This window comes from Sphingomonas sp. (assembly GCF_050725575.1).
GTDB lineage: Bacteria > Pseudomonadota > Alphaproteobacteria > Sphingomonadales > Sphingomonadaceae > Sphingomonas.
Genome location: NZ_JBOHHW010000002.1, coordinates 274,040 through 299,177, shown reverse-complemented (window position 1 = coordinate 299,177; position 25,138 = coordinate 274,040). Strand labels below are relative to the sequence as shown.

At 63.8% G+C, this 25,138-nt stretch carries 29 protein-coding genes and 1 riboswitch; of the genes, 14 read left to right on the top strand and 15 right to left on the bottom strand.

The features are described from left to right. Positions 1–305 precede the first annotated feature (305 nt). From ACRECS_RS02685 to ung, 4 genes are read left to right on the top strand one after another with little or no spacing between them, the layout of a single operon-like run. Positions 306–431 (top strand): hypothetical protein, encoded by a 126-nt coding sequence (locus tag ACRECS_RS02685; RefSeq protein ID WP_431581400.1) that lies wholly within the window; start codon positions 306–308, stop codon positions 429–431. A 14-nt stretch (positions 432–445) separates the two neighbouring features. Beyond that, positions 446–760 (top strand): alkylphosphonate utilization protein, encoded by a 315-nt coding sequence (locus tag ACRECS_RS02680; RefSeq protein ID WP_431581399.1) that lies wholly within the window; start codon positions 446–448, stop codon positions 758–760. A 48-nt stretch (positions 761–808) separates the two neighbouring features. After that, positions 809–1,492 carry an endonuclease III domain-containing protein gene (locus ACRECS_RS02675; protein WP_431581398.1) on the top strand — a complete coding sequence of 228 codons (684 nt, stop codon included), beginning with the start codon at positions 809–811 and terminating at the stop codon, positions 1,490–1,492. A gap of 48 nt (positions 1,493–1,540) precedes the next feature. Beyond that, positions 1,541–2,242, top strand: a complete 702-nt coding sequence (ung, locus tag ACRECS_RS02670) for a uracil-DNA glycosylase (RefSeq protein ID WP_431581397.1) — start codon at positions 1,541–1,543, stop codon at positions 2,240–2,242. A gap of 2 nt (positions 2,243–2,244) precedes the next feature. Here the strand turns inward: ung and ACRECS_RS02665 are convergent, their stop codons facing one another. Continuing rightward, the gene (locus tag ACRECS_RS02665; protein ID WP_431581396.1) at positions 2,245–2,724 is read right to left on the bottom strand and encodes a hypothetical protein; all 480 of its coding nucleotides are present in this window, start codon (positions 2,722–2,724) and stop codon (positions 2,245–2,247) included. A 122-nt stretch (positions 2,725–2,846) separates the two neighbouring features. Here ACRECS_RS02665 and ACRECS_RS02660 point away from each other — a divergent pair, with 122 nt between their 5' ends. Beyond that, positions 2,847–3,272 carry a VOC family protein gene (locus ACRECS_RS02660; RefSeq protein WP_431581395.1) on the top strand — a complete coding sequence of 142 codons (426 nt, stop codon included), beginning with the start codon at positions 2,847–2,849 and terminating at the stop codon, positions 3,270–3,272. Between the two features lie 104 nt (positions 3,273–3,376). Here ACRECS_RS02660 and ACRECS_RS02655 read toward each other — a convergent pair whose 3' ends face one another. From ACRECS_RS02655 to ACRECS_RS02645, 3 genes are all read right to left on the bottom strand, one after another. Then, positions 3,377–4,237, bottom strand: a complete 861-nt coding sequence (locus ACRECS_RS02655; RefSeq protein ID WP_431581394.1) for an NmrA family NAD(P)-binding protein — start codon at positions 4,235–4,237, stop codon at positions 3,377–3,379. A gap of 60 nt (positions 4,238–4,297) precedes the next feature. Next, on the bottom strand, positions 4,298–5,479 hold the full coding sequence (locus ACRECS_RS02650; RefSeq protein ID WP_431581393.1) for an alpha/beta hydrolase: 1,182 nt from the start codon (positions 5,477–5,479) through the stop codon (positions 4,298–4,300). Positions 5,480–5,871: 392 nt separating this feature from the next. Next, positions 5,872–6,276 (bottom strand): VOC family protein, encoded by a 405-nt coding sequence (locus tag ACRECS_RS02645; RefSeq protein ID WP_431581392.1) that lies wholly within the window; start codon positions 6,274–6,276, stop codon positions 5,872–5,874. A 218-nt stretch (positions 6,277–6,494) separates the two neighbouring features. Here ACRECS_RS02645 and ACRECS_RS02640 point away from each other — a divergent pair, with 218 nt between their 5' ends. Next, positions 6,495–7,403: an MBL fold metallo-hydrolase gene (locus tag ACRECS_RS02640; protein WP_431581391.1), complete on the top strand. Its 909-nt coding sequence runs from the start codon at positions 6,495–6,497 to the stop codon at positions 7,401–7,403. 167 nt (positions 7,404–7,570) lie between these two features. Then, on the top strand, positions 7,571–8,251 hold the full coding sequence (locus ACRECS_RS02635; RefSeq protein ID WP_431581390.1) for a hypothetical protein: 681 nt from the start codon (positions 7,571–7,573) through the stop codon (positions 8,249–8,251). Between the two features lie 15 nt (positions 8,252–8,266). Here the strand turns inward: ACRECS_RS02635 and ACRECS_RS02630 are convergent, their stop codons facing one another. Continuing rightward, positions 8,267–8,911 (bottom strand): hypothetical protein, encoded by a 645-nt coding sequence (locus ACRECS_RS02630; RefSeq protein ID WP_431581389.1) that lies wholly within the window; start codon positions 8,909–8,911, stop codon positions 8,267–8,269. Between the two features lie 409 nt (positions 8,912–9,320). On the opposite strand from ACRECS_RS02630, the gene ACRECS_RS02625 reads away from it, so the two are divergent. After that, the gene (locus tag ACRECS_RS02625; RefSeq protein ID WP_431581388.1) at positions 9,321–9,977 is read left to right on the top strand and encodes a DUF6891 domain-containing protein; all 657 of its coding nucleotides are present in this window, start codon (positions 9,321–9,323) and stop codon (positions 9,975–9,977) included. A gap of 97 nt (positions 9,978–10,074) precedes the next feature. Here ACRECS_RS02625 and ACRECS_RS02620 read toward each other — a convergent pair whose 3' ends face one another. Continuing rightward, a complete protein-coding gene (locus tag ACRECS_RS02620; RefSeq protein ID WP_431581387.1) occupies positions 10,075–10,584 on the bottom strand; it encodes a 2'-5' RNA ligase family protein in 510 nt (169 codons plus the stop codon). A gap of 336 nt (positions 10,585–10,920) precedes the next feature. Between ACRECS_RS02620 and ACRECS_RS02615 the strand changes: the two genes are divergently transcribed. Both ACRECS_RS02615 and ACRECS_RS02610 read left to right on the top strand, forming a co-directional pair. Continuing rightward, positions 10,921–11,388 carry a hypothetical protein gene (locus tag ACRECS_RS02615; protein ID WP_431581386.1) on the top strand — a complete coding sequence of 156 codons (468 nt, stop codon included), beginning with the start codon at positions 10,921–10,923 and terminating at the stop codon, positions 11,386–11,388. Further along, positions 11,385–12,146, top strand: a complete 762-nt coding sequence (locus ACRECS_RS02610) for a hypothetical protein (protein ID WP_431581385.1) — start codon at positions 11,385–11,387, stop codon at positions 12,144–12,146. The genes ACRECS_RS02615 and ACRECS_RS02610 overlap by 4 nt, the downstream gene beginning before the upstream one ends. 12 nt (positions 12,147–12,158) lie before the next feature. On the opposite strand, the gene ACRECS_RS02605 is transcribed toward ACRECS_RS02610, so the two are convergent. From ACRECS_RS02605 to ACRECS_RS02570, 8 genes are all read right to left on the bottom strand, one after another. Further along, positions 12,159–13,055, bottom strand: a complete 897-nt coding sequence (locus ACRECS_RS02605) for a hypothetical protein (protein WP_431581384.1) — start codon at positions 13,053–13,055, stop codon at positions 12,159–12,161. After that, positions 13,052–14,902, bottom strand: a complete 1,851-nt coding sequence (gene thiC, locus ACRECS_RS02600) for a phosphomethylpyrimidine synthase ThiC (RefSeq protein WP_431581383.1) — start codon at positions 14,900–14,902, stop codon at positions 13,052–13,054. The genes ACRECS_RS02605 and thiC overlap by 4 nt, the downstream gene beginning before the upstream one ends. 42 nt (positions 14,903–14,944) lie before the next feature. Continuing rightward, a riboswitch (TPP riboswitch) is annotated at positions 14,945–15,052 on the bottom strand. A 156-nt stretch (positions 15,053–15,208) separates the two neighbouring features. Beyond that, positions 15,209–16,270 carry a ferritin-like domain-containing protein gene (locus ACRECS_RS02595; protein WP_431581382.1) on the bottom strand — a complete coding sequence of 354 codons (1,062 nt, stop codon included), beginning with the start codon at positions 16,268–16,270 and terminating at the stop codon, positions 15,209–15,211. A gap of 56 nt (positions 16,271–16,326) precedes the next feature. Continuing rightward, the gene (locus ACRECS_RS02590) at positions 16,327–17,298 is read right to left on the bottom strand and encodes a ferritin-like domain-containing protein (RefSeq protein ID WP_431581381.1); all 972 of its coding nucleotides are present in this window, start codon (positions 17,296–17,298) and stop codon (positions 16,327–16,329) included. A 262-nt stretch (positions 17,299–17,560) separates the two neighbouring features. After that, positions 17,561–18,436, bottom strand: a complete 876-nt coding sequence (locus tag ACRECS_RS02585) for a MipA/OmpV family protein (protein WP_431581380.1) — start codon at positions 18,434–18,436, stop codon at positions 17,561–17,563. Positions 18,437–18,504: 68 nt separating this feature from the next. After that, positions 18,505–18,879, bottom strand: coding sequence for a DUF2141 domain-containing protein (locus tag ACRECS_RS02580; RefSeq protein WP_431581414.1), 375 nt, complete (start codon positions 18,877–18,879; stop codon positions 18,505–18,507). 88 nt (positions 18,880–18,967) lie between these two features. Then, complete coding sequence (locus ACRECS_RS02575) at positions 18,968–19,696, bottom strand: sterol desaturase family protein (RefSeq protein ID WP_431581379.1); 729 nt, start codon at positions 19,694–19,696, stop codon at positions 18,968–18,970. Positions 19,697–19,741: 45 nt separating this feature from the next. Next, positions 19,742–20,347 carry a TetR/AcrR family transcriptional regulator gene (locus ACRECS_RS02570; RefSeq protein ID WP_431581378.1) on the bottom strand — a complete coding sequence of 202 codons (606 nt, stop codon included), beginning with the start codon at positions 20,345–20,347 and terminating at the stop codon, positions 19,742–19,744. 82 nt (positions 20,348–20,429) lie between these two features. Here ACRECS_RS02570 and ACRECS_RS02565 point away from each other — a divergent pair, with 82 nt between their 5' ends. Continuing rightward, entirely contained in the window at positions 20,430–21,044 is a 615-nt protein-coding gene (locus ACRECS_RS02565) for a glutathione binding-like protein (RefSeq protein WP_431581377.1), read from the top strand. Positions 21,045–21,060: 16 nt separating this feature from the next. Here the strand turns inward: ACRECS_RS02565 and ACRECS_RS02560 are convergent, their stop codons facing one another. Then, positions 21,061–21,879, bottom strand: a complete 819-nt coding sequence (locus ACRECS_RS02560) for a hypothetical protein (protein ID WP_431581376.1) — start codon at positions 21,877–21,879, stop codon at positions 21,061–21,063. Positions 21,880–22,043: 164 nt separating this feature from the next. On the opposite strand from ACRECS_RS02560, the gene crtY reads away from it, so the two are divergent. The 3 genes from crtY to ACRECS_RS02545 are packed head-to-tail and all read left to right on the top strand — an operon-like array spanning position 22,044 to position 25,137. Continuing rightward, the gene (crtY, locus tag ACRECS_RS02555) at positions 22,044–23,204 is read left to right on the top strand and encodes a lycopene beta-cyclase CrtY (RefSeq protein WP_431581375.1); all 1,161 of its coding nucleotides are present in this window, start codon (positions 22,044–22,046) and stop codon (positions 23,202–23,204) included. Continuing rightward, on the top strand, positions 23,204–24,697 hold the full coding sequence (locus ACRECS_RS02550; protein ID WP_431581374.1) for a phytoene desaturase: 1,494 nt from the start codon (positions 23,204–23,206) through the stop codon (positions 24,695–24,697). Before crtY ends, ACRECS_RS02550 begins: the two co-directional genes overlap by 1 nt. Further along, positions 24,694–25,137 carry a hypothetical protein gene (locus tag ACRECS_RS02545; RefSeq protein WP_431581373.1) on the top strand — a complete coding sequence of 148 codons (444 nt, stop codon included), beginning with the start codon at positions 24,694–24,696 and terminating at the stop codon, positions 25,135–25,137. Before ACRECS_RS02550 ends, ACRECS_RS02545 begins: the two co-directional genes overlap by 4 nt. The last annotated feature ends 1 nt before the right edge of the window (position 25,138 follow it).

The following is a 25,138-nucleotide window of genomic DNA, read 5'->3' as shown; positions in this document are numbered from 1 at the left end:
GACCGGAACGGCCCCAACCGGAACCCAAGACCGGAACCAGACCATGACCCGCAGCATCTTTATCGGTCTCGCCTCCTTTGCGATGACCATCCTCATGATCCTCAGCCAGCATGCCGCCAACGGCGCGAACATGATCGGCTGAAACCTCAGGCCCGGCAGGGCGCGACCGCGATAACGCCGCGCCCCATCCGGCCCTCTTTCCAGCGGCCTCATGTCCGCTCCTTCTACCCCGAAGCTTTTATGCCGAACGCCGGCTTTTCGTGTAGAAAGGCCCCGAGGGCGCCTTGCCCTGCAGGAGAGCCGCCATGGCCAAGAGCCAGAAGAAATCGAACAAGGAAATCCGCAAACCCAAGGCGGAGAAGGTCAAGACGATCGCCGCCAACAGCTCGACCAAGGGCAAGGCGGTCGAAATCACGACTCTCAAGAGCTGACGGACACGTCCCCTATGCCGGAGAGCGACGACGCGTTCGTCTATGATGAGGCGAGCGGCGAATGGATCAGTGCGGCCGACGCAAATGCCAGAGCCGGCGCCGATGATGGCGCAGCGGTCGAGGTGCGCGATTCGGTCGGCAATCTGCTTGCCGATGGCGACCAGGTGACGCTGATCAAGGACCTGACCGTCAAAGGTGCGGGGCAGACCCTGAAACGCGGTACGCTGATCAAGTCGATCCGGCTGACCGGCGATTCGCAGGAGATCGATTGCCGTTACGAGGGCATCAAGGGCCTCGTGCTGCGCGCGGAGTTCGTAAAGAAGCGCTAGCACTGCCGGACGCTTGCTATTGTTCCCTTTTTGTTCTATATGCCAATCATGCAGTCGCTGTTCGACTTCACGACGCGCGATGTCCTGCGCTGGCACCAGCTGCTGTTGCCGATGCTTGCGGGCATCGAGCCTTTGCCGCGCCGCAAGCCGATCGGCCAGCTGGTCAAGTCGCTGATCAGCGGGCGGACGCGAGACCCGGTTTCGCTTGCGGCCTATCATCGGCTTCGCGCGCGCTTTGGTTCCGCGCGCTGTATCGCCGGGGCCGACCCGCATGTGGTGACGCAGGTGATCGCCGACGTGACCTTCGCACCTGAAAAGGCGGAATGGCTGGTCACCGCGCTCCGGATGATCGGGCGGGAGCGGCCGGACTTCTGCCTCGATTTCCTCGGCGGATATGCGCTCGGCGATGCACTTGCCTGGCTCGAACGACTGCCCGGCGTCGGGCGCAAGGTCGCTGCGGCGACACTCAATGCCAGCACGCTGCGTCGCCCGGTGCTGATTGTCGACGGCCATGTCCTGCGCGTGCTCGTGCGGCTCGGCTTCGTCACTACGCGAAGCGATGCGCAGGCGGCGAGCGAAGCCGTGACGGCGGCGATGCCCGATTGGGATGCCGACGATTTCCTGACCCTTCACATGCTGCTCAAGCGGCTGGGCCAGGTTGCGTGCCGCCCCGACACGCCGATCTGCGGCGATTGCCCGCTGCGGCGCGATTGCCCGTCGGCGCGCGATTGACAGCAGGCGCGCTCCCCCGGCACTGCACAGACCGGAGGAGGAATGCCGATGGCCGACATCAAACTGCATCCCGGCTGGCTCGAACCGCTGCGCGGCGAATTCGACAGCCCGTACATGCAGGCGCTGAAAAGCTTCCTGGTCGCGGAGAAGGCTGCGGGGACCCGCATCTTCCCACGCGGCGACGAATGGTTCCGCGCGCTCGACCTGACCCCGCTCGATGCGGTGCGCGTGGTGATCCTCGGCCAGGACCCCTATCATGGCGAGGGGCAGGCGCACGGCCTGTGCTTCTCGGTCAAGCCGGGCGTCCGGCCGCCGCCGTCGCTGGTCAATATCTACAAGGAACTGGCGAGCGACCTCGACATCCCGCCGGCGCGGCACGGCTTTCTCGAACATTGGGCGCAGCAAGGCGTATTGCTGCTCAATTCGGTGCTGACTGTGCGGATGGGGGCCGCCGCGTCGCATCAGGGTCGCGGTTGGGAGAAATTCACCGACGCTGTGATCCGGCTGGTCAATATGCAGGACGCGCCGACCGTGTTCATGCTGTGGGGCTCCTATGCCCAGAAGAAAGCGGCATTCGTCGACAGCGTGGAGCGCGGCGGGCGCCATCTGGTGCTGAAGGCGGTCCACCCTTCACCGCTCTCGGCGCATGGCGGCTTCTTTGGATGCCGGCATTTCTCTCAGGCGAACGCGTTCCTCACCGCGCATGGCCGCACCCCGATCGACTGGGCGCTGCCCGCGCTTCCCGCCTGATCTCAGGCCGGGCGGCGCACCACACGCCAGCCGGCCCAGGCAAAGAAGATCAGCGCCAGCCCCTGCGCGATGGCGAAGGGCGGTTCGGTCTGGTTCGGCGCGAGCGCATTGAGGACCGGGATCTTCTGAAACATCTGCACGATCAGCACGAAGACGTTGAAATAGAGCGCGATCACCGCCGTCACGGCATAGACCGGCCGCCAGATCCCGGCGCGCTTGAAGCCATAGAGCGCCATCAGCGACACCGCGAGCACCGCCAGCGAAATGGCGCCGACGATATGCGGCGGCCCGATCACCGTGATCGGAAACATGAAGCCGGTGACGCTGGTCAGGATGGTCGTGACAAGGAACGCCAGGTTCCACCGCGTCAGCCAGTGCCCGCGCAACAGCGCGACGAGGAATACGAGCCCGGTCACGATACCGATCAGGCTGATGATGGTATGAAGCTGCGTGAACGCCGGTATCGAAAGGCCTAGAATCATCTGCCGTCTCCCCCGAGAAGGCTGCAGCATAGGCCGGCATTATCGTTTCGCAAATGTTATGAATCCGCGTGGTGGAACATTCGATGTAGACGCATATTGCGGCAGGGATCCGGGAGAGCAGCATGGCACAGATCAATCGCGGCGGATTTCATCATATCGACCTGAACGTCAGCGACCTGACGGCCGCCAAAGCGGTCTACGGCCCGGTGCTTGAGTTTCTCGGCTATACCCAGGTCAAGGATTCGAACGGGTGCGAATGGGACCTGACAATCGACGGACGCGGTGCCTCGCTCGGTCTCAGGCCGTGCGATCCGGCGCTGAGCGGGCATCGCCATGAACGCTATGCGCCGGGGCTGCACCACCTGGCCTGGCGCGCCGACAGCCGCGCCGATCTCGATGCGCTCCACCAGCTGCTCGTCGCGCGCGGCATCACTGTGCTCGATCCGCCAGCGCATTATCCGCAATATTCCGGCGACTATTATGCGGTGTTCTTCGAGGATCCTGACGGGATGAAGCTGGAAGTGGTCCATGCGCCGGGCTGGATCTGATCCGGAGCGGTTCCGAAACCCGAGCCGCAGATTCGAACAGGCTGAGCTGACCTCGTCGTCACGACCGTTGAGCGGCCAGCGCGCGAGCACTTCATGTCGGATGTTCAGCCGTGCCCGCGCACCAGATCAGCCACATAGTCGTCGAGCGTTACCGAGCCGCGAATCGGCGCTTCCGGGGCCTCGCCCTTGTCGAGCGTGATCGCGGTCATGCGCGCATAGGACTCAGCAGCGGCGTCCGAGAAGCCCAGCGCCGTGAAGCTCTCGACCCATTGCTCGCGCGGCGTTGCGACCACCTTGACCGGTTTGCCGAACGCGGCGGCGAAGGCGGCGGCGACGTCGGCGGCGGAGCAGCGTTCCGGCCCCTCGACATAATGAGTGCCGGTGCGATCGGCCGGCTCGGTCAGCAAGCGAGCGGCCTGTTCGCCGAGATCCTGGGGCGCGACCATCGGCAGGGCGAAGTCGACCGGCAACATGGTGTGGACCACGCCCTGCTCGCGCGCCGTGTCGAGCGAGGCGTCCCAGTTGCTGTAATAATAAGCGGCGCGGATGATGCTCGCCGGGATCGGCTGCGTCTTCAGCCCCTGTTCCAGCGTATAGAGCGTGCCGAGATCGCCAAGCCGATCGCCCGGCTGCGCGCCATAGGCCGATTCGGCGACGACCTTCTCCAGCCCGGAGCCGTCAAGTGCGGCGAGGATCGACGCGATGGTGCGCTTCTCCTCCGCATCGGTGTCGGTCTTCGGGTCAGCCGGGGGATTGAGCAGGAAGGCGCGGCGACCGGTGGCGAGCACGCGGCGCAGCGCATCGGGATCGCCGACATCGGCCACCGCGAGCGTGGCGCCGGCCTGTTTCAGCTCGCCCGCCTTGCCCTCATCGCGAGTGACGATCGTGACCGGGGCGCCCTGCGCCAGCAGCGTCTTCGCCGCGGCCGAGCCGACATGGCCCGTACCGCCCAGAATGATATACATCGAAGCACTCCTGCGATTGAACGGACCGCTAAGAACGCCCCTTTCGATGGCAGGGTTCCGCTATTGGCCGGGACGCAATATGCCTTCGTCGGCGAGCATGCGGGCAAAGGTCTGGTCGGCGACATAGGTGTCAAATTTGTGCTTCAGCCGCGGCGGATCCGTGAAATATTGCCGCATCATGCCGCCATAGGCCTCTTCATTGATCGCGCGCGCGACCTCCGGCTCGAGGCCGAAACTGGTCGGGTTGAGCCGCGAGGCGAGGCCGAAGAATTTGCGCAGCACCGGATCGCCGGTGTTGATGGTGTAGCGGAAGCTCTTCACATCGGGGAGCGGGCGCAGCTTGCGGCAGCCCTGCCCCTGATCGAGCCGCTCCTGCTCGCTCACGTCGCAAAAGTCGATCCGCCCGATCGCCGCCGCCATCAGCAGGATATGGAGGCGGTTGTGGCGGTCGGCCGCGGGCGCCGGCGGCGACAGCAGATCCTTGTACGCCGCGCCCCACGGCTCGATCGCCAGATAGGTCTTGTCGCGAAAATCCTTGGCATAGACCGGATTGCCGAGCGCCGAGAGGATCACCGAGGCGCCGCGGCTGTGCGCGATCAGGTAGATTTCCTTGTCCTGGAACTGGTCGAGCACGCGGCGCAGGCCGCGCGACCCGGCAAGCTGGCTGTAGCCGACCGCGTTGAACCAGATCTTCGCCCCGAAAATGCCCTTGGCGGTCAGCCCGTCCCAGTAGAAGCGCAGCACCCCGTCATCGGGGCGCAGATCGAGCTTGGCCTTGATCGCGTCGAATGGGGGATCGGCCTGCGCGACCGTGTTGTTATAGCCATGGATGAGGATGAAGATGCGCTTCTTGGCACGGCCGAAATCGCGGAGTTCCTGCAATTGCCGCTGCTCGTCCGCCTCGATATGCGCCCGGAATGCCGGGCCATCCTGCGCATCGCCCTTCGCCTCGCGATAGGTTTCGGCGAGCAGACTGTGCGCCTTCCAGCGGCGCGGACCGTGCCATTCCGCGCAAGGCTCCTTGCGCGAGCCGAACCAGGTGCACCAGTCATCGGGATAGAAGCTGCCATTGGGATCGACGAACACTTCCGCCTCGGCCGCGACTTTGGTCCCGCCATCGGCATAGATGAAGTGCTGCGCGACCGGAAAGGCATGGCCGTAGCACCCGCTCAGCGCCAGCGCCGCCGCGACGATCAGCCAGATGCGTCCGATGCGTCCCGCGATGCCGATGCCAAACGCCATATCAAACCTCCCGGCCGGATAAGGCCGCTCAGCGGCCTAGAGTCCATACTCAATGACCGCAATATCGAGATCGCCGGTGCAGATCGCCGGCTGTTCCTGGCTGATATTCGCTGATATCTTTTTTCCTGGCTGTTAAATCCAACTTCATCGCCAGAATTAATGATTATTTTCAGATGTTTACTTGGCAGCTGGCTGTTATCTAATAACAGCCATGGAACAGCCAGGTAACAGCCAACGGAACAGCCAGCTATCAGCCAGCAATCAGGCGGATAACAGCCAGCGCCGTTGCGTTGTTTTCCAGTCATGTGAAAGAGCGCGGCGAGCGGCCGGTGAGCCACGCGTCTGAGGCAGTCTTACCGCGCCCGGCGAGAAGGTTGAATCAGCCTCGCGCGTCAGCGTCCGTCGGCGAACTGCACGAGATCCCAGAGATTGCCGTAGAGATCCCTGAACACCGCGACGGTACCATAGTCATAGGTCGCGGGATCGCGGACCCATTCTACCCCGGCGGCGGTGAAGGCGGCGTGATCGCGCGCGAAATCGTCGGTGGCGAGGAACAGGAAGACGCGGCCGCCGGCCTGATTGCCGATAAAGGCCTCCTGCGCCGGCGCGGAGGCGCGGGCGAGCAGGATGGTGGTCGCGCCTTCAGGCGCGCCGGGCGGTCGAATCGTGACCCAGCGCTTGTCCTGTTCGGGCTGGTACGTGTCCTCGACCAGAGTGAAACCAAGCTTGCCGACATAGAAAGCGAGCGCCTCGTCATAATCGCGGACGACCAGGGCGATATGAGCGATATGGGGCATGGAAGTCCTTGAGCATCGTCGCGCGACCCGGGTCGCGATGGAGAGACAAGAGTGCCCCGGCGCCCTCCCTGCCGCAAGATCGATGCGCCCGGTTCAGCGGCACGCGGTGGACCGGGTCCGGCATAGATGGCACATCAGGCGATCCGCCGGGGGGTTGCCGCATGTCTTCTCGATCGCTTTCCGCCCTGGGCTCCAGCGCAATCTCCCGGCGTGCCGCATTGTCCGGAGCGCTGACGCTGGCCGGCGCATTGCCGGTCGCGGCGATCGCCGGCATCGCGCCGGCCCGGCCACGCCTCATACTGTTGGGCACAGCGGGCGGGCCGACACCCAAACCCAATCGCGCAGCGCCGGCCCAGGCGATCGTCATCGGGGACGACATCTATATCGTCGATTGCGGCAATGGCGTCGCGCGGCAGATGGTGCTGGCCGGCCTGAAGCCCGGCAGGATTCGCGGCGTGTTCATCACCCACCATCATTCCGACCATAATGCCGATTACGGCAACCTGCTGCTGCTCGCCTGGGCGGCCGATCTCGCAACCCCGGTCGACACCTATGGCCCGGCGCCGCTGGTACGGATGACGCGCCAGTTCCTTGATCTCAACGGCGTGGATATCCGCACCCGGGTCGCCGATGAAGGCCGGCCGCCGCTCGCGCCGCTGATCCGGGCGCATGACGTGATGCAGCCGGGGCCGGTCCATGCCGATGCCAATGTCCGGGTGACCGCGGCGCTGGTCGATCATCCGCCACTGACGCCCGCTTTTGCCTATCGCTTCGATGCGCCGGGACGGTCGATCGTGATTTCAGGGGACACGCGGCCAAGCGCCAATCTGGTCGCGCTGGCCAAGGGTGCGGACGTGCTGGTGCATGAAGTCATGTATTTGCCCGCGATCGAGAAACTGATCGCCACCGAGCCCAATGCCGCGTCGCTGCGCGAGCATCTGATCGCCAGCCATACGACCACCGAACAGGTCGGCCGCATCGCGACCGAGGCCGGGGTCGGGACGCTGGTGCTGTCGCACTTCGTGCCCGGCGGTTATCCGTTCGTGTCCGACCAGGTGTGGCGCGACGCGGTCCGCCCGCATTTTGCCGGGGAGATCATCGTCGGGCGCGATTTGATGGTGATCTGAGGCCGGATCGGCACTCATGCGATGTGCGAGGGCATCAACCAAGAAGATGGTTCGCACCAAGCCACCAGCGGGCCGCCATGCAGGGCAATCCGATTGACCCTCTCCGGTGGTATGACCATAGGCCGGAATCACAGCCCGACCGCGCCGCAGCGAGAATGGAGACGCAAATGAATGCAGTGTCGGCGGTCTTCTATTTCCTCAGCCAGCATCCCTTTCTCGCATTGCCGCTCTATCCGCTGACCGCGCTGGCGATCGGCGCGCTATTGGCGTGGTGGACCGGCGGCAAAGGATGGTATTTCCTCGGCGTGCCGGGAATGATGCTGGCGGCGATGAGCCCGTTCTTCGGGTCGGCGGTGAACGCGATCTTCCTCAATGCCGCGGGCACGACCGGCAGCGCGGTGATCGTCCATGCCGAGGAAACCAGTTCGACGCTGAACGACAGTCCGATCTGGTATTATGAAGCCGTGGTGCGGACAGCCGACGGGCGCGATGTCGAGACCAGCTTCGACACCATGTCGGCATCGATCTATCCGTGGCGCAACCAGATCCTGATCCCGCCGCAGGGCGAAAGGTTCGTGGTCAAATATGTCCCCGGTTTCCCGCGCAACATCGCGATCATGGTCGACCAGTCGCCCTATGGCCGCAAGCGCCGGATCGGGGAGGATCGCGAACCGGTCGAAACCGCGGCGGCGAAGCTGGCGGCGGCGCCGGACAATGTGCGGTTCCGCGATGCGTATCGAGACGCGCTGACGGCGTTTATCGCGGCGCATGGCACGGATGCCGATCCGGCATTGCTGGCGGAGTATCGTGCGCGGCTCGCTGTGCTGGGGAACGCGCCGGCACAGTGACGCCGGCGGCGCGACCTAACGATGGATGTCGTACACCACGCCATCATCGCGCATGCGCTTCAGGTTCGCGACCGGCAAGGACGCGTGTCCCGGCGCATAATAATCGGCCTGTGCTGCCTTGCCGCTGGTGATGTCGCGATCGACGCCGCGCCAGTCGTCATAATAGAGATTGGCGACCGCCACTTCGACCGAGTCACCCTTCACGGCGGTGATCCGCATTGCGCTTCTCATGACCCGCGCTTCGGGCTTGTCCATCATCTTCGCCAGATCGACTTCATAGATGTCGCCGACATGAGGCGCCTGGACATAGCCGCTGTCGGCCGCGCTGTCGGCGGCGGCGGCGATCGAGCCCAGCGCGATGACGCTGCCGATCGCGCCGGCGCCGATCGTCCAGCCACGCCGGTCCCAGAACGGGATGGCGTCGCGTTCCTGCTTCGCATCATGATCGCCCTGGTCGGCGAGATATTGCGACCCGCATCGGCCACACAGCAGGAAGGGTGTCCGGTCAGTGACCCAGCGGAACAGCCAGTAAATGTGGCGCACGCGATAGGCGACCATCTTGGTGAAGGGCCCGTCCTGATTGCACCGGTCGCAATGCCGGTCGCCCGCCGGGCCGATCTCGGCCACCTCGCCCTTGGATCCCCAGGAAACAAAAAACATGCCGAGCCCCCTCCGCACCGCGCTGCTGTCTGTCGTCGCGGCTTTGGCAGCATGGCAGACGGGATTGGGCGGGGCAATATGATGTTGGGAGAGTCTCATGGTCGTTCCGGCATCGGCCATGGCGGCACATTGCTGCGGCTGTGGAAAATACTCGACGCGAAAACGCGTGGCTGTCCGCTGATCGGGCGGCGTGTCCGATTCAACGTCCTGCTCAAATGGGCAATGAGCAGTCAGACGGCGCATCAAGCAGTGCGACCGGAACATCCGAGGGGCGGTTAAAGGCGGAACACCCTGTCCGTCGGTGATCAATGCCGGAATATTCGGTCTGCGCCTTGTCTGAAATTCGCAGGGCGTATTCAATTCCTCGCATCCGTTGCTACGTTGTGCGGGCCATATCTGGAGGACCAAGGTGAAATCGCTGCTCAGTCGTCTGTTCGGGTCCGGGGCCATCGTGGAAGAGCCCGCCGCTCCCACCGCGCCCGACACACGCGAGGAAGTGCTCGAAGGACTGCGCGGTTATATCGACCGCGATGTCGCCAGCGGTTTTTACGACGAGGACGAGATATTGAAGAATGGCGTGGCCGCGTTCGACGGTGAGCTGGAGAGCGCCGATTTGCGCAAACAGGCGCAGCTGCATCTCAAACAGGCGCTTGCCGCCCATGCCGCCGATCAGAAGAACTGGCCGGCCCATACCGATTGCGACCGCCTGGATGCGGCGTTCGAGGAGCTTGAGGCCGAGGGCCTGATTTCGCGGCAGAATTTCTCCTGCTGCGGGACCTGCGGCTCCTCCGAAATCTGGGACGAGATCGAAGCGGTCGAAGAGCAAGGTACGTCCGCGCGCGGCTATGCCTTTTATCATATGCAGGACACCGAATCCGCGACCGAGGGCGGCGGGCTCTATCTCAATTACGGCGCCTGCGTGGAAGGCGAAGCAGCGGCGCTGGCGATCGGGCATGAGATCGTATCGCGGCTGGAAGAGCATGGGCTTTCGACCGACTGGGACGGTCGCTGGGAAACGCGGATCAGGGTTGATCTGGACTGGAAGCGGCGGCGTGGGTTGATGTGAAGTGTAACACGCGTATCGAGCATGAATGATGCGGGGCGTCGTTCAGCCGTTGCTCGTCGGTCATTCCGCGGACAACAACCGTATGCGGGTGTGGGCATCAGTCGGCACCACGAAGTCGCCAGCGGCCATGTTCGACATGTGTGGTCTGGCCGACAATGCTCTCGACCAGCAGGATTTCCTCGACCGTCCAGCCGATCGGCGCGATCTTCTGGCTGCCGAGCCGGTCGCCGCGATAGTTGATCGTCACGTGCGGCTCGGGCGTGGTGCCGAGCATCATCGGGGCTTTGCGTTCGAGGAGATGACGGACCAGCGCCGCCTGGAATGCGCGGGCCTCGGCCAGCGGCGCGCGGGTGCGCAGCGTGACGGCTTTCCGGTTCTCGATCCGGTCGAAGGCAAGCGGGAAGGCCGGAGCGTCGAAGCCGTCGAGCGCGGCAATCACTGCGGGGAGCCATTCGGGCGGCGCGTAATGGAGGTCGAACAGCGATGCCAGGGTAACGTGGAGCAGATCCGCGCCGCGGCCGGGATCGTTGCGGGCGAGCGCGGCGATCTGCGCCTGCGCTCCGGGCGGCGGCTTGGCCATGATGTAGAGCGGGTTACGGGCGCGCATATCGCAAGGTGTAGCAGATGAGGGGGTTGTGGGGGAGGTACGGTCGCCGGGTGCTGCTCACCGGTGGGATTTCGGCGATTTGGCAAAGCGGCAGCCATCGGATATTCTGTGATGTGTTCGCGGATCGCGTCGTCGTACAGCGCGTCTTGCATCAGTCGATGGATGTGGAGCGATGGCTTTAGCTTGGCTGGTGACACAACTGCATCAAGCAAGGGTAGCGCTCAAACACGCCCTGTTGTTGATGCTGAAATTCCCAATCCACCCGAGAACATCCTGCTTGCGAAATTGAGAACGGCAGCGCATCCATAAGGTGAAAATAAGGGCGGGGGGTCGCCGATGAAGTCGCTTTTACTTGTCGCCGGGACGCTCGCCGCATTGCTCGCTTCACAGCCTGCCACCGCGCGCGATTATTATTATTTCAACAAGCCCGATGTCGATCGCCAGGCTTATCTGGAAGATCGGCTGGCGTGCGATGCGCTCGCCGGCGGGGTGGCGCGCATAGCGCCCGACACCACGGCGATGAACCAGCAGATCTGGCAGAACAGGAACCTGACCACGGGCCAGTCGGCCGCTGCGGCCGGCATTGCGAGCCTGATGGTCGCGTTGCTGGCGGGCAGTGAGAGCCGGCGGCTGCAATGGCAGGTCGAGCGCATTTGCCTGGCCGACAAGGGGTATCGCCGGTTCGAAATGGGCCGCGCCGACTGGCAACAGATCGAGAAGACCAAGGATGTCGCCGAACGGATCGACAAATGGTTCACGCTCGCGTCGAGCACCAAACCGCTGGGCAAGGAAATGTTCGAATGAGGGCGATGATGCGTGCGGTGCTGGCGATGGTGATGGCGTTGCTGGTTTTTGCGCCGGCGGCGAATGCAAAGTCGAAGCAGGTCGAGCAGATCAAGGCCGACAAGGCGTATCTGCTGGTGCAGGTCGACCCGGTGGAGTTCAAGATGATGGGGACCAACCGGATGGTCACCGGAATCCTGTTCGCGCCCTATGATGTCGAGAAAAAGCAGGTCGGCCCCGGCGTGATGGCGCAGCACGATCCGCTCGCAAAGGACGGGAAGCGTCGCTTGTTCCTGTTGGAGATCGACCCGGGAACCTGGGTGATCACCGGAACGGGCGGCAGCGGCTCGGCAATGGGATCGGCGGATACGAGCTTTTCGCTCGGCAGCTATCATTTTGTCGCCAAGGCAGGCGACGTGCTCGACCTGGGCGTGTTCGTGCCGCAACGCGAGGAATCGGACAATCCCGATACCAAGCTGACCGCCGGCAAGCTGATGGGTATGATGTTCATGCGCGGCCGGGTCGAGCCAGTCCCGAACCGGCTCGACATCCGCCCGCGGGGGGAAGGCGACCTCCCGCTCCCGGCGTGGCTGGCGTCGCGCGCGCTGGTGCAGCCGGCGTTCGTCTATGGCGGCACCTTCGGCAACAGCCTGGGCGGGCTGGTCAATCGCGTCGACGGCAAGAAGGGGCGCGGACGAACCGTCGGTACCGCGGCCTATCTGTCGAAGCCGGGACAGCCAGCGGTGGAGCCGTCCGTTCCGGCGCCGTCCGCTTTCTGACGCCGAAAGGCCCTACTTCTTCTCTTCTCCGGTCGGGTCGAGTTCCTTCTTCAGCCGCCTTCGCATCTCGGAGCGTTGCGAAGCCGCGGTCACATTCGGGTCGCTGGCATAGAAGCCGCGCAGCACGCCCAGATCCCATTTGGTCAGACCGAGCGGGATTTCGCTGCCCATCGGGGCCTCCAATATCTTGAGTATCGTCGGCGCCGCGCTGTTCTTGAGCTTGGTGGGGTCGACACGGATCAAGGTGCGCATCGCGGCATAGTCGGCGAGCTGGTTGACCGTCAGGCCATCGAGCGCACGGTTCTCCACCATCACGATCGCCGCTGCGAATTGCGGACGGGAGGCGAAGCTGAGGCGGGACAAAGACCGGGTCGTGTGATTGACGTAATAGCCTGTCCCTGAATCATATTGGAGCTCCATGCCGTCGGCGGACTGCGGCGGACCCTTCAGGTGCCAGGCTATGCCGGGCTCAGTCGATTCCACCAGAGCGCGGCGTTCGGCCTTGCTCAGATCCGTGAAATAGTCGGGATGCTTGAGGAAAAGCGCCTCCAGCAGTCCGCGTTTGTCCGGGGTGACGATCACCAGCACATTGGGCGCGCATCCGTCACCCGCGATCCTGACCCCGGCCGCCTTGGCAACCTTGCGGAAACGATCGACCACCACGAGCTTCTGGGCGGGGCTGACCCCGGTCGTCATGGGACACACCGCCCATTCGAAGCGGCTGAGCTGGCTCAATGTCGATCCCGGCGTGAACGCCTGAACGAAATCGTTGATTTCGCGCTCCGGGTCGCGGACTCCGGTGACGACAATCTCCTTGTCGTCCTTTTTCGGCACCTCCTGCGTCACGGCCGTGCCGGTGGCGAGCAGCGCGGCGGCCGACAGGCCACCGCGCAGCCATGCACGAATCACTCGGCCGCGGGCAGGTAGATTTCCCCGCCCTTGGCTTTGAACACCTCGCTCATCTCCGCCATGCCCTTCTCCGCGTCACCCGCCGCGATGAACGCATCGGCCGGCTGGTTCTGCTTCGCCGCGAAATCCCGCACTTCCTGCGTAATCTTCATCGAGCAGAATTTGGGACCGCACATCGAACAGAAATGCGCGGTCTTGGCGCCCTCGGCCGGGAGCGTCTGATCGTGATATTGTTCCGCCGTGTCGGGGTCGAGCGACAGGTTGAACTGGTCGCGCCAGCGGAATTCGAAGCGGGCGCGTGACAAGGCGTCGTCGCGCATCTTCGAGGCCGGGTGACCCTTGGCCAGATCGGCGGCATGGGCGGCGAGCTTGTAGGTGACCACGCCGACCTTCACGTCATCGCGATCGGGGAGCCCCAGATGCTCCTTCGGCGTAACGTAACAAAGCATCGCCGTGCCGTACCAGCCGATCATCGCGGCGCCGATGCCGCTGGTGATATGGTCATAGCCGGGCGCGATGTCGGTGGTGAGCGGCCCGAGCGTGTAGAAGGGCGCTTCGCCGCAGACCTCGAGCTGCTTGTCCATATTCTCCTTGATCTTGTGCATCGGCACATGGCCGGGACCTTCGATCATCACCTGCACATCGCTCTTCCACGCGCGGTGAGTGAGTTCGCCGAGCGTGTAGAGTTCGCTGAACTGCGCTTCGTCATTGGCGTCGGCGATGCTGCCGGGTCGGAGGCCATCGCCGAGCGAATAGGCGATGTCATACGCCTTCATGATCTCCGTGATCTCGTCGAAGCGTTCGTAGAGGAAGCTTTCCTTGTGATGGCTGAGGCACCATTTCGCCATGATCGATCCGCCGCGGCTGACGATGCCGGTGACGCGCTTGGCGGTCATCGGGATATAGGCGAGGCGCACGCCGGCATGGATGGTGAAATAATCCACGCCCTGTTCGGCCTGTTCGATCAGCGTGTCGCGGAAGATTTCCCAGGTCAGGTCCTCGGCCACGCCGCCGACCTTTTCCAGCGCCTGGTAGATCGGCACGGTGCCGATCGGCACCGGCGCGTTGCGGATGATCCATTCGCGCGTATCGTGGATGTTGCGGCCCGTGGACAGGTCCATCACCGTGTCGGCGCCCCAGCGGATCGACCAGACCATCTTGTCGACTTCGCTCGCCACGTTCGAGGCGACCGCGCTGTTTCCGATATTGGCGTTGATCTTGACCAGGAAATTGCGGCCGATCGCCATCGGTTCGGATTCGGGGTGGTTGATATTGTTCGGGATGATCGCGCGGCCGCGGGCGACCTCGTCACGGACGAATTCCGGGGTGACGAAGTCGGGGATCGAGGCGCCGAAATCCTGCCCGTCGCGGATCAGCGCTTCCTTCAGCTGTGCGCGGCCCATATTCTCGCGGATCGCGACATATTCCATTTCCGGCGTGACGATGCCGCGCCGGGCATAATGCATCTGGCTGACGTTCGCGCCGGCCTTGGCGCGCAGGGGGCGCTTCACGACCTTGGGGAATTGCGGCACGCCGGCGGAGCGGTCGGGGCCGGACAGGCCGTTATCCTCGGGGCGGATTTCGCGCGCGTCATATTCTTCCACGTCACCCCGCGCGACGATCCAGTCGCGGCGCAGTTGCGGCAGGCCCGCATTGATGTCGACCAGCGCCTTCGGGTCGGTATAGGGGCCGCTGGTGTCGTAGACGCGCAAGGGCGGTTCGTTGCAGCTTGGATCGAGCATGATCTCGCGCATTGCGACGCGAAGATCACCGACATGGATTTTCCGGGAGCCGCGGATCGGGCCGGTGGTGACGCCAATTTCGGTGCGCGTGGGAATGTCGGCCATGAATATTCGCTCCAAATGACTCGGAAGCGAGGGCGGTTTTCCGGGCTGGAGCCGCTCCCTCCCTCCGCCGGTGTGAGCCGGATCAGGTTCGGCGGGTCATGACATCAGCCATATCTCAGCTGCTCAGGCGCAGCCCCCCGGGGATAAGCTCAGCCTAGGGGAGTGGCAGGCGCTTGTCACTGCCCCTTGGCGTCGTGAAGGTGACGGCCATCACCACAAGGTGCACAAGGCAGATTGTCGGAGCGGCAAAGAAAAGGCCGCGCGACCCGGAGGATCGCGCGGCCGGGAGACATCGTCAGGACGGGCTCAGAAGGACACGTGGGTGCCGTTGTTGCTGCTGGTCTTGACCGTACCGTTGAGGCCGGCGGGGAAGAAGCCGCCGCCGACCACTGAGTTCGGGGTAAGGTAGAAGATGTTGAGCACCTGGCTGGTCCGGCGATCGAAGGGGAGACCAGTCGCATTGTCGGTAGGGACGATGTTGGTTGCCGTGCCGGTGCCGGTAACGCCCTGATCCAGGTCGTCGCCGGTGCCGTCAAGAACGTCGCGCCGATCGGAGATCTTGTCCGCATTGGCGAGTACGGTGCCGCCCTTTTGAGAGATGACGCTGCGGATCAGGCCGGAGGAATAACCCTCGGCCGCGATCAGCCCCGCCAACGCTTCGCGAAAGAGCCCGTTGGTCATCTTGGAAAACAGGGGCTTCAGGGCAGTGATGCCGACATCCTCGAACAGGAAAGCGGCGGTCAGGAAATTTGTTTCGCTGGCATAGGGATTGAAGGGCGTCTGGCCCGCCACGATCCCGGCGCCCTGTGCCAGGACGCTGAAGGCGCCGTTGGCAGCAACGCCGTCAATATTGAGCGCGGGTTGCGCGACGCTGCCCAAGCTGCCGAGCAGCGAGCGCAGTATCTTGACATGCGCAAGCTGATCCGCCGCGATTTCCTTGGCATATTGCTGGAGCAGCGTATCGGTGAAGGTGACCGCCGCGCCCCCGGTCACGGCACCGACGGTGCCGACACCACTGGTTACATCACTGGAAAGGGCGGCGCCGTTCGCTGCCCAGGAATAGAATTGCGCCTTGAGGAATTTGAGATTGAGCGCGAAATTCATCACGTCCCCATCCGTCAGGGTCGGCGTCGGCGTGCCCGTGGGAGTCGGTGTCGGGCTGCCGGTCGGCGTTGGGGTCGGCGACGGAGTGGGCGTGGGGCTGTTGTCGTCGCCACCGCCGCAAGCGGCGAGCAGCGCGCTGGCGCCGGTCGCCACCGCAATGCCGCTGGCATGACGCAGGAAGGTGCGGCGTTCGGCCCGGCGCAGATCATCGGCGGCGAGGGTTTCGTCAATGGGGGTTGCGGTGCGCTTTTCTGTATCGGTCATCGGGTCAACTTCCCTGAAATTCTATTGCTGTCGGATCGTGCGCGGCAGAGCGCCGATCAGGCCGTCGTGTTGCGGGTATTGCCGTTGAGGCCGGCGGGAAAGAAGCCCCCCGCGGTGGCCGCGTTCGAGGTCAGATAGAGAATTTTCATCACCTGATTGATCGTCCGGCTATAGGCGAGGCCATTCCCGTCGAGCAGGGTGATGTTCGACTGAACCGCGGTGCCGGTGCCAGTGGGCGAGATACCCTGATCAATACCAGGCGTGCCGGCCAGGGTATTGCGCGCGCTCGCCAACGCATCGGCCGAGGTGCGGAGCGAGGCCGTTGTCGCGCCCTTGGCATAGAGCGTGGTCCGGATAATCGCCGCATGATAGGCCTTGACCGCGATAATGCCGGCCACGGCATCGAGATAGCCGGTATCGGTGAATGGGACCGACCCGCCCTTATAGGCAGTGATCGCGACATCTTCGAAGATGAACGCGCCGAGCAGAAAATTCGCGTCATTGGCATAGACGTCGAAGCCCTGGCCTGCGGTGACCAGGCTTGCCGCACGTGCGAGATTGCTGAACGCGCTGGTCGGTGTGACGCCGAGGTCGATTGCCGGCTGAGCGACCGCCAATGCGCCGAGCACGCCACGCAGCTTGCGAACATGGTTGAGTTTGTCCTGGGCGATTTCCCGGGCAAAGCGCGCGACCTGCGGGTCGGAGAAACTGACCTGGGCCGCACCGGTCGCCGCGCCTGGCGCGCCCGGACCGACGCCGGTCAGGTCGGCATTCGACAGGCCGGCGCCGGACACCGCAAAGCTGTAGAATTGCGCCTGGAGATATTCGAGGTTGAGCAGGACGTTGAGAGCATCCACCTCATTCTGGCCGGCCGCCGCCGATGCGAAACCGCCGATCGAAACCGCCGCGACGCCCGCGCCGGCCACCGCCGCCGCGCCGATCGCGGTCTTGAAGAATTCACGACGTTCGTTGCGTGGTTCTTCCTGGGCGTCGAAGGTCTCGATCGGTTGTTGATTCGTGTCGGTCATGGGCACGGGCCTTCCCTTTGATTCTATCTGGCGCGCTGTGATGGCTGGCGGGCGGTTGGGCAATAGCTGCAATAACATCCGTTACGATGATGTGGTGCCGCCCCCAAGCATGACGCGACACTGGCTGATCTGTTCAATCAGCGCAACCAGATAGACGGAGATTCCGGGTCGGACCCGTATTGTCGCCGGAAGAATTTCCAGGGTAGAGCCGTTGATCGGCGCCGGTTCGCGGATGCGCCGACACCAGTTTCAGGCAGGATTCTCAGAAAGTGTAGCCAAGGCCGGCCCCAAAGAGCAGCTGGTTGCGGTCGCCGGCGATGCGCGTCACCGGGCTGTCGGCAAAATCGCCCAGCAGCCGCGAATAGGACACGCCGGCGATGACTGCGAGGCCATGAGTCAGGTCGCCGGTCAGCGAGTAAGTGGCGAGGCCGGTCAGTGAAAAATTCTTCCAGCCCTTGCCCGCGCTGTACACCGGCAGGGTGCTGGCAAGCGACCCCGGCGCATCGATGCTGAAATAGGTCCGGGCATAGCCGCTGCCGGCATAGACCGCGCTGGCCGAGACCCCGACATAGGCCTTGCGGCTGAGCGGCGTGCCGTAATCGATCTGCGGCGTGATGAGATAGCTTTTATGCGCGTTGTTGATGTCGTGAACGTAGGAGACGCTGGCCGTGAGCTTGTCATAGTCGCTGGTGATCACACCAGTCTTGCCGATACCGATATAGCCGCCAAGCTCGACCGCGGTCTTGCGGTCGCCAAGCGCCGCGACGCGGATGTCCCTGATATTCTTGATGCTGGTGCGGTCCCGGTTGATGCCAACCACCGGGCCAAGCTGAAAGTCGAAGCCCGGTCCGGGCTTGTCGGGCACGACATCAACCAGCAATCGCGTACCCCGCGTGCTGAAATTGATGCCCGACAGCGAGCCGCGGATCATGCCGACCGGAACGAAGCGGTTCGTGTCCGATCCTTCATAGGTCGGCACGCTGGCCCCGCCGATCGCGATCGAGAAGCTGTCCCCGCCGATCTCAGGTGCCGGCGGCGGCGGCTCAGCGGGAGAATTCGTGTCCTGCGCAAAGGCGGGAGTTACGAGGGGGATTGAAAACAGGGCGGCGGACAGGATAACGCGGGTTTTAAGCGACACTGGCGGCTCCGGATAAAGTGAGTCACCCTGTCCCAACGTTTTCTCGCGACTTTCGCTCCGCCAGTCGGTCAGAGCAGATACTTCATCCTGATCGGTTGTTCTGCGGCATCACTGGTCAGCGTAAAGCGCGCCGCGGCAAATTTCGGCGGACCAAAGCCGATCGCCGGATTGCGCGAGAAGCCGAATCCTTCGCGCGGGATGCCGGCAAAGGTATCGAGTTTCTTGTTGCCGTTTTCGTCATGGATCACCGCGACGGCATAATCACCCTGCGGCAAGGCCTGGAAAACAATGTTCGGTGCATCGGCGCGTACCGAACGGGTCACTGCGCGGGTATCGTCGACGCAGCCGGGGAAATTCTTCGGGTCGGCAGTCAGGCAGACGCGAATCATGCCCTTGGCCGAGCGCAATTTCTCGATATCGACATGGAGATCGGCCACCGGCATCGCGCCGGGCAGCAGCGATACAAGGATCAGCGCAGCGCCAAGCCGGCGCGCGAAACGCTGCGCCGGCCCCACCGTCGTCGCGGCATCACTATCGTTCGCCAAAACTGCCAACCCCTCGATCGGTGCCACAGAGCCGGTCCCAGAACCGAAAATAGAGACCATAATTGCACCTATATTGCTCATGATGCCGCTGATGATGGCTCGCGGTAATGAGCCAGGCCCCCAGATGCCCCCGCCACATGAAGCGCGGGAAGATTTCCCAGCCCATATGGTTGGTCACCCCCATAACGGTCATCACCGTCAGCACCAGCCCAAGCGCGGCAACATGGATCGGAATCGCGAAGACCAGTAGCGGAATTACCACAGCGCCGGTCAGCGCCTCGTAAGGATGGAACGCCATCGCCGCCCACGCGGTCGGCGGGCGGCTGGCATGGTGCACGGCATGAGCGATGCGGAACGGGCGCGGGCGGTGCATCCAGCGATGCGTCCAGTAGAACCAGGTGTCGTGCGCGAAGAGATAGAGGAGCACCGACAGCGGCAGATACCAGAGCGGCCAGGCATAGATATCGCCGTAGATCTGCGTCCAGCCGCGATTCTGCCAGCCCCAGGCGACCACACCCGCCGGGACGCCGTAGATCGCGGCTGAGGCCAGGCTCCACCGAATCTCGCGCCGGATCTGCGGATCGAGGCCGGTATAAAGGCCGGGAAAACGCCAGCGCGTGGCGAGTGCGAAGGCGCCGCTGACGATCAGATAGCGCACACCTACGATCAGCGTCATGGCGATCGCGGAGATCAATATGGCTGATGCTGCAGTCATGCGGCGCCCTTATAGACGCCCAGCGGCTCCCGTCACCCGCTCGCGTTACGCCACCAGGGCGGCACAATCCTTCGCAATCTGCTCAAGCGCCTCGCGCGGTTCGCCCGCGCGCGCGCGAACGCTCAGCGAATGGATCACCGCGGCGACGATTCGGGCATGGGCAGCGGGATGCATGCTGCCGGCGGCGGCCAGCAATTCCTCGATACGGCGATCCTCCATGGCCAGAAAATCGGCGAGCGCCGCGCGTATCTGGGGGTCGGATGTGGATTCTGCGCTCGCCGTGCTCACCGCCAGGCAGCCCGATGGCCCTGTCTCGCCAGAGAGAAAGCCGTCAATCGTGAACATCAACATGCATTCGACCAAAGTGCGCAGGCCCAGTTGCTGCGCCGCGATCGCATCGAAACCTCGCTCGGCACGCGCGCTCACCCGGGCCAGCGCCGCCAGATAGAGCGCGCGCTTGTCGCCAAACGCCGCATAAAGGCTGGGGCGAGCCAAGCCGGTCGCATCGACCAGATCATCAAGCGACGTCGCCGCATAGCCCCGGGTGCGGAAACGCTCGCTCACCGCTTTCAGCGCCACATCGGGATCGAAGCCGCGCGGGCGGCCACGTGATCTGCCCTTTGCGGGCGGGTCGAGAGGGGAGTCGGGCAATTACGTACCATTTCGCAAAGAATCATTGACGGCCCTTATATTATGCGGAATGGTACAAAAATCAATTGACCGGGAGGCAGTCATGAAGCTCTATTTCACCCCCTTTGCCTGTTCGCTCGCCACGCGCATTGCAATCGAGGAAGCGGAACTGGATGCCGAGTTCGTCCTGGTTCCGTCGGGCAGAATCCTGCCTGACGGCCGCCCGTTCGCGGTGATCAGCCCGATGGAATATGTTCCGGCGATGGAGAACTCGGGCGGCATGGTACTAAGCGAGGGAACGGCGGTACTAACCTATATCGCCGATCTCGCCGCGGAGGGTGTCCTCGCGCCGGCGCCCTATACGCTCGAGCGCTACCAGATGATGCGCTGGCTCAATTTCATCGCGACCGAGATCCACAAGGGGATCTTTTCGCCGCTGATGACGCGCAAATCGGGCGAAGCGGCGCGGGAATGGGCATTGGGAATGATGCCCAAGCGCTTCGAGCTGCTGTCGCGGCAGCTCGACGGGCAGGATTATCTGGTCGGCAGCTTCAGCGTCGCGGACGCCTATCTGCTCGCAGTACTCAACTGGTGCGAGCATGCCAGCGTACCGATCGCGGACTGGCCGGTGCTTCTGGGCTGGCGCGCAAGGATGCGCCAGCGTCCGTCAGTCGCCCGGGCAATGGCGGCCGAGATGCCACTGTTGCAGGCGGCATAAGCCCGAAAGGGTGGCGTCACTTCTTTTTTGCGCCACCCTTTTTCACACCCACTTTCTCGATCCTGGTGCCATTGACGCTCCACACGGCATCGTCCGGGGTGCCGACAAACACCGGCTGGCGCGACCAAAGCGAAAGATAGACGTGCATTTCGGTCGGGTGCGGATCAAGCAGATGCGTTATCCACAGCCCCTTGGTATCGGCCGGGCTGTCGAGCACAACGCAGCTCTTGCTGAAATCGCGTGTCGCCAGCAGCCTGCCATCGGACCCGACATCCACCTCATGATGGCCGCCAAAGGGATAAGCGTCGCGCTGCAGCATCGGAGTCAGCAGATAGACCGGAATGATTCCGCTGCCCGGCCGTGGCGGCAAGGTGACGGTGTTGAAAGGTCGTTCGACGCAGGCGCCGAAGGGTTGGGCGACTGCGACGTCATGCGCCGCCGCCATGCGCACCGCCTGGGCCGACAGGCTGCGGTCGCCGGCCGGTTCGGGCACGCGGTCGCCAACGACCTTCCCGTCGCGATAATCGGCGACATAGATCGCATAGGGTGACGCTCCGTTCAGTCCGTAATAGGTCACGGTCAGCAAATCGCCCGCCGGCTCGACCACCCAGCCGCGGATTGCGCGCATCGACTCCCGGGGCAGCTTGCGCGCCACCATCGCGTCGGTGCTATGCCAGGCCGCCTGGTCGAAAGCGTAGATTTCAGCGCCGCGGGCAGCCACGGTCGCAAGGTCGGCGGTCGGAATGACCGATGGCTTGGCCGCTTCTCCGGCATGCGCCGGCACGGCCAGTATCGCGGTGGCCAGCGCCAGCGCTCCGAGCCGGAACAGTCGCATCGGCAGTCTCCCCCGAAATCCCCCAGACACAAGGTCTAGCATCGCTGCAGCGGGCGCCCTATCCCCACTCAAACCTAACGGACCGGCATCGACGCCGCAACCGCATTGCCGTCCCGCACAACTCCGCGCTTGCACAGAGGCGCGGATCGGTTAGGCGCTGAGACATGGCAGCGATCATTCCGTGCGATGTAGCGATCGTCGGCGCGGGGCTCGCCGGCGGGCTGATGGCGCTGGCGTTGAAGCGCCGGCATCCTGGTCTCGACATCCGCCTGATCGAAGGCAGCAGCACGATCGGCGGCAATCATGTCTGGTCGTTCTTCGCCAGCGACATTGCCGACGCTGACCGTTGGATCGTCGCGCCGCTGATCTGTTACGGCTGGAAATCCTACGACGTCGCCTTTCCTGCGCATACCCGCATGCTGACCAATGGCTATTATTCGATCGAGTCCGCGCGGCTCGACGCGGTCGTGCGCGCCGCCCTGCCCGAGGGTGCGCTGATGACCGGGCGCAAAGTGCTCGGCGCCAGCCCACGCGCGGTGGTGCTGGGGGATGGCGACCGGATCGAGGCGCGGGGCGTGATCGATGCGCGCGGGACCGGTGACCTGAAGCTGCTTGATCTCGGCTGGCAGAAATTCCTCGGGCGCGAATTCGCGCTGAGCGAACCGCATGAGTTGACCCGGCCGATCGTTATGGACGCAACGGTGGCACAGCTCGGCGGGTATCGCTTCGTTTATTCGCTGCCCTTCGCGGCGACACGGATGTTCGTAGAGGATACCTATTACAGCGACGGCCCGGAGATCGAGCGCGACGCGTTGGGTGTACGGATCGACGCCTATGTCGCGGCAAAAGAATGGCAGGTCGATCGCCTGGTGCGCGAGGAAGCCGGCGTGCTGCCGGTCGCGATGGGCGGCGATTTCGAGGAATATTGGCGGTCGGGCGGCAACAGGGTCGCCAAGATCGGCATGCGCGCCGGCCTGTTTCACCCGACCACCGGCTATTCGCTGCCCGATGCGGTACGGATCGCCGCTCTGGTGTCGAACTCGACCGACCTGACGGGAAAGGTGCTTCACGACCTGACCTATCATCATGCCCGGGCACGATGGCGTGAGCGCGGTTTCTATCGCCTGCTCGACAAGATGCTGTTCCGCGCCGCCGAGCCGGAAGAGCGTTACCGTATCCTTGAACGCTTCTATCGTTTGCCGCCTGCGCTTATAGGCCGTTTTTATGCAGGACGTTCGACCATGACCGACAAGGCGCGTATTCTCACCGGCAAGCCGCCAGTTCCGATCGGTCGCGCCATCCGCGCCATCACCGGCGGTATCTGATGAGCAGCGCCCCACCGCGTTCCGCGATCGTCATCGGCGCCGGATTCGGCGGGCTCGCGCTCGGCATCCGGCTGCAGTCGGCCGGAGTCGACACCACCATCGTCGAGGCGCGCGATAAGGCCGGGGGCCGCGCCTATGTCTGGGAGAAGGACGGCTTCACCTTCGATGCCGGGCCGACCGTGATCACCGATCCGCCTTGCCTGCAGGAATTATGGGCACTGACCGGACGCAACATGGCCGACGACGTGAAGCTCGTGCCGGTCACGCCCTTTTACCGGCTCAACTGGCCCGACGGCGTGAGCTTCGATTACACCAATGACGATCAGGTGCTGAACGCCGAGATCGCCAAGCTCAATCCCGAGGAGATCGCCGGATACCGCAAATTCCTCGATTATTCCGCCGGCGTGTTCCGCGAAGGCTATGAAAAGCTTGGCCATGTCGCGTTCCTCGACTTTGCGTCGATGATCAAGGCGGCGCCTTCGCTAGCCAAATATCAGGCATGGCGGTCAGTCTATTCGATCGTGTCGAGCTTCGTGAAGGACGAGCATCTGCGCCAGGCGCTGTCGTTCCACACGCTGCTGGTCGGCGGCAACCCGATGACCACCAGCGCGATCTACGCGCTGATCCACAAGCTGGAGCGCGATGGCGGGGTATGGTTCGCGATGGGCGGCACCAACCGGCTGGTTGCCGGCATGGTGACGCATTTCGAGCGGCTCGGCGGCAAACTGCGCCTGGGCGATCCGGCGACGAGCATCGAGACGCTCGGCGACAAAGCGACCGGCGTGACCACGAAGAATGGCTGGGTCGGCACCGCCGATATGGTGGCCTGCAATGGCGACGTCATGCACATCTACCGCGATCTGCTGAAAACCTCCCGCAGCGGGCAGCGGACCAAGGCGAAACTGGAGCGCAAACGCTATTCGCCATCGCTGTTCGTGGTGCATTTCGGCATCAAGGGCACATGGCCGGGCATTCCGCACCACATGATCCTGTTCGGGCCGCGTTATAAGGGCCTGCTCACCGACCTCTACGATACCGGCATCCTGCCCGAGGATTTCTCGCTCTACCTCCACCATCCGACCGTGACCGATCCATCGCTGGCACCCGAGGGGCATTCGACCTTCTACGCACTGGCGCCCGTGCCGCATCTGGGCAAGTTTCCGGTCGATTGGGACGAGTTGGGCCCAATCCTGGAAAAGCGCATCCTCGACGAGGTCGGGCGGCGGCTGATCCCCGATATCCATGAGCGGATCGTGACCAAATTCCATTATGCGCCGAACGACTTCGCCCAGGATCTCAACGCGCATCTCGGCAGCGCATTCAGCCTGGAGCCGATCCTGACGCAAAGCGCCTGGTTCCGCGTGCATAATCGTGACGACCATATCCCAAACCTGTATTTCGTCGGCGCCGGAACGCATCCGGGGGCGGGCATTCCCGGCGTGGTTGGCAGCGCCAAGGCGACGGCGGCACTGATGCTGGAGGGCGCGCGGTGACTCTCGCGCTGGTCGACGTCGTGCGCGAGCATTGGGGCTGGACGGGAGTCGCACCCGCGCAGGTTACGGCAACAAGCCCCTTCGGGCATCTGGTCGTCAAGGACGAGGCCGGCGCTTTCTGGTATCTCGATCCGGAAATACGTGAGCTGAATAGAATCGCGGACGATGATTCCGGGCTGGCACGATATTTCTCGGATAAGGTCGTCCGGTTCACCTGGGATGCTACCGTTCTGGTCGCTGCCGCGCATGAGCGCCTGGGCCCTCCCGGAGAGGGAAGATGTTACTCGCTGAAGCCGCATGCCTTGTTGCAAGGCGACTATGCGCCGGAGAATCTCTGCATTCTGCCGATTGCAGAAGTCGTCGGCTGGACCGGTGATGTCGAACGCCAGACGCGCCATCTGCCCCAAGGCGCATCCTTTGCCCTGAAAGTTGTCGATTAAA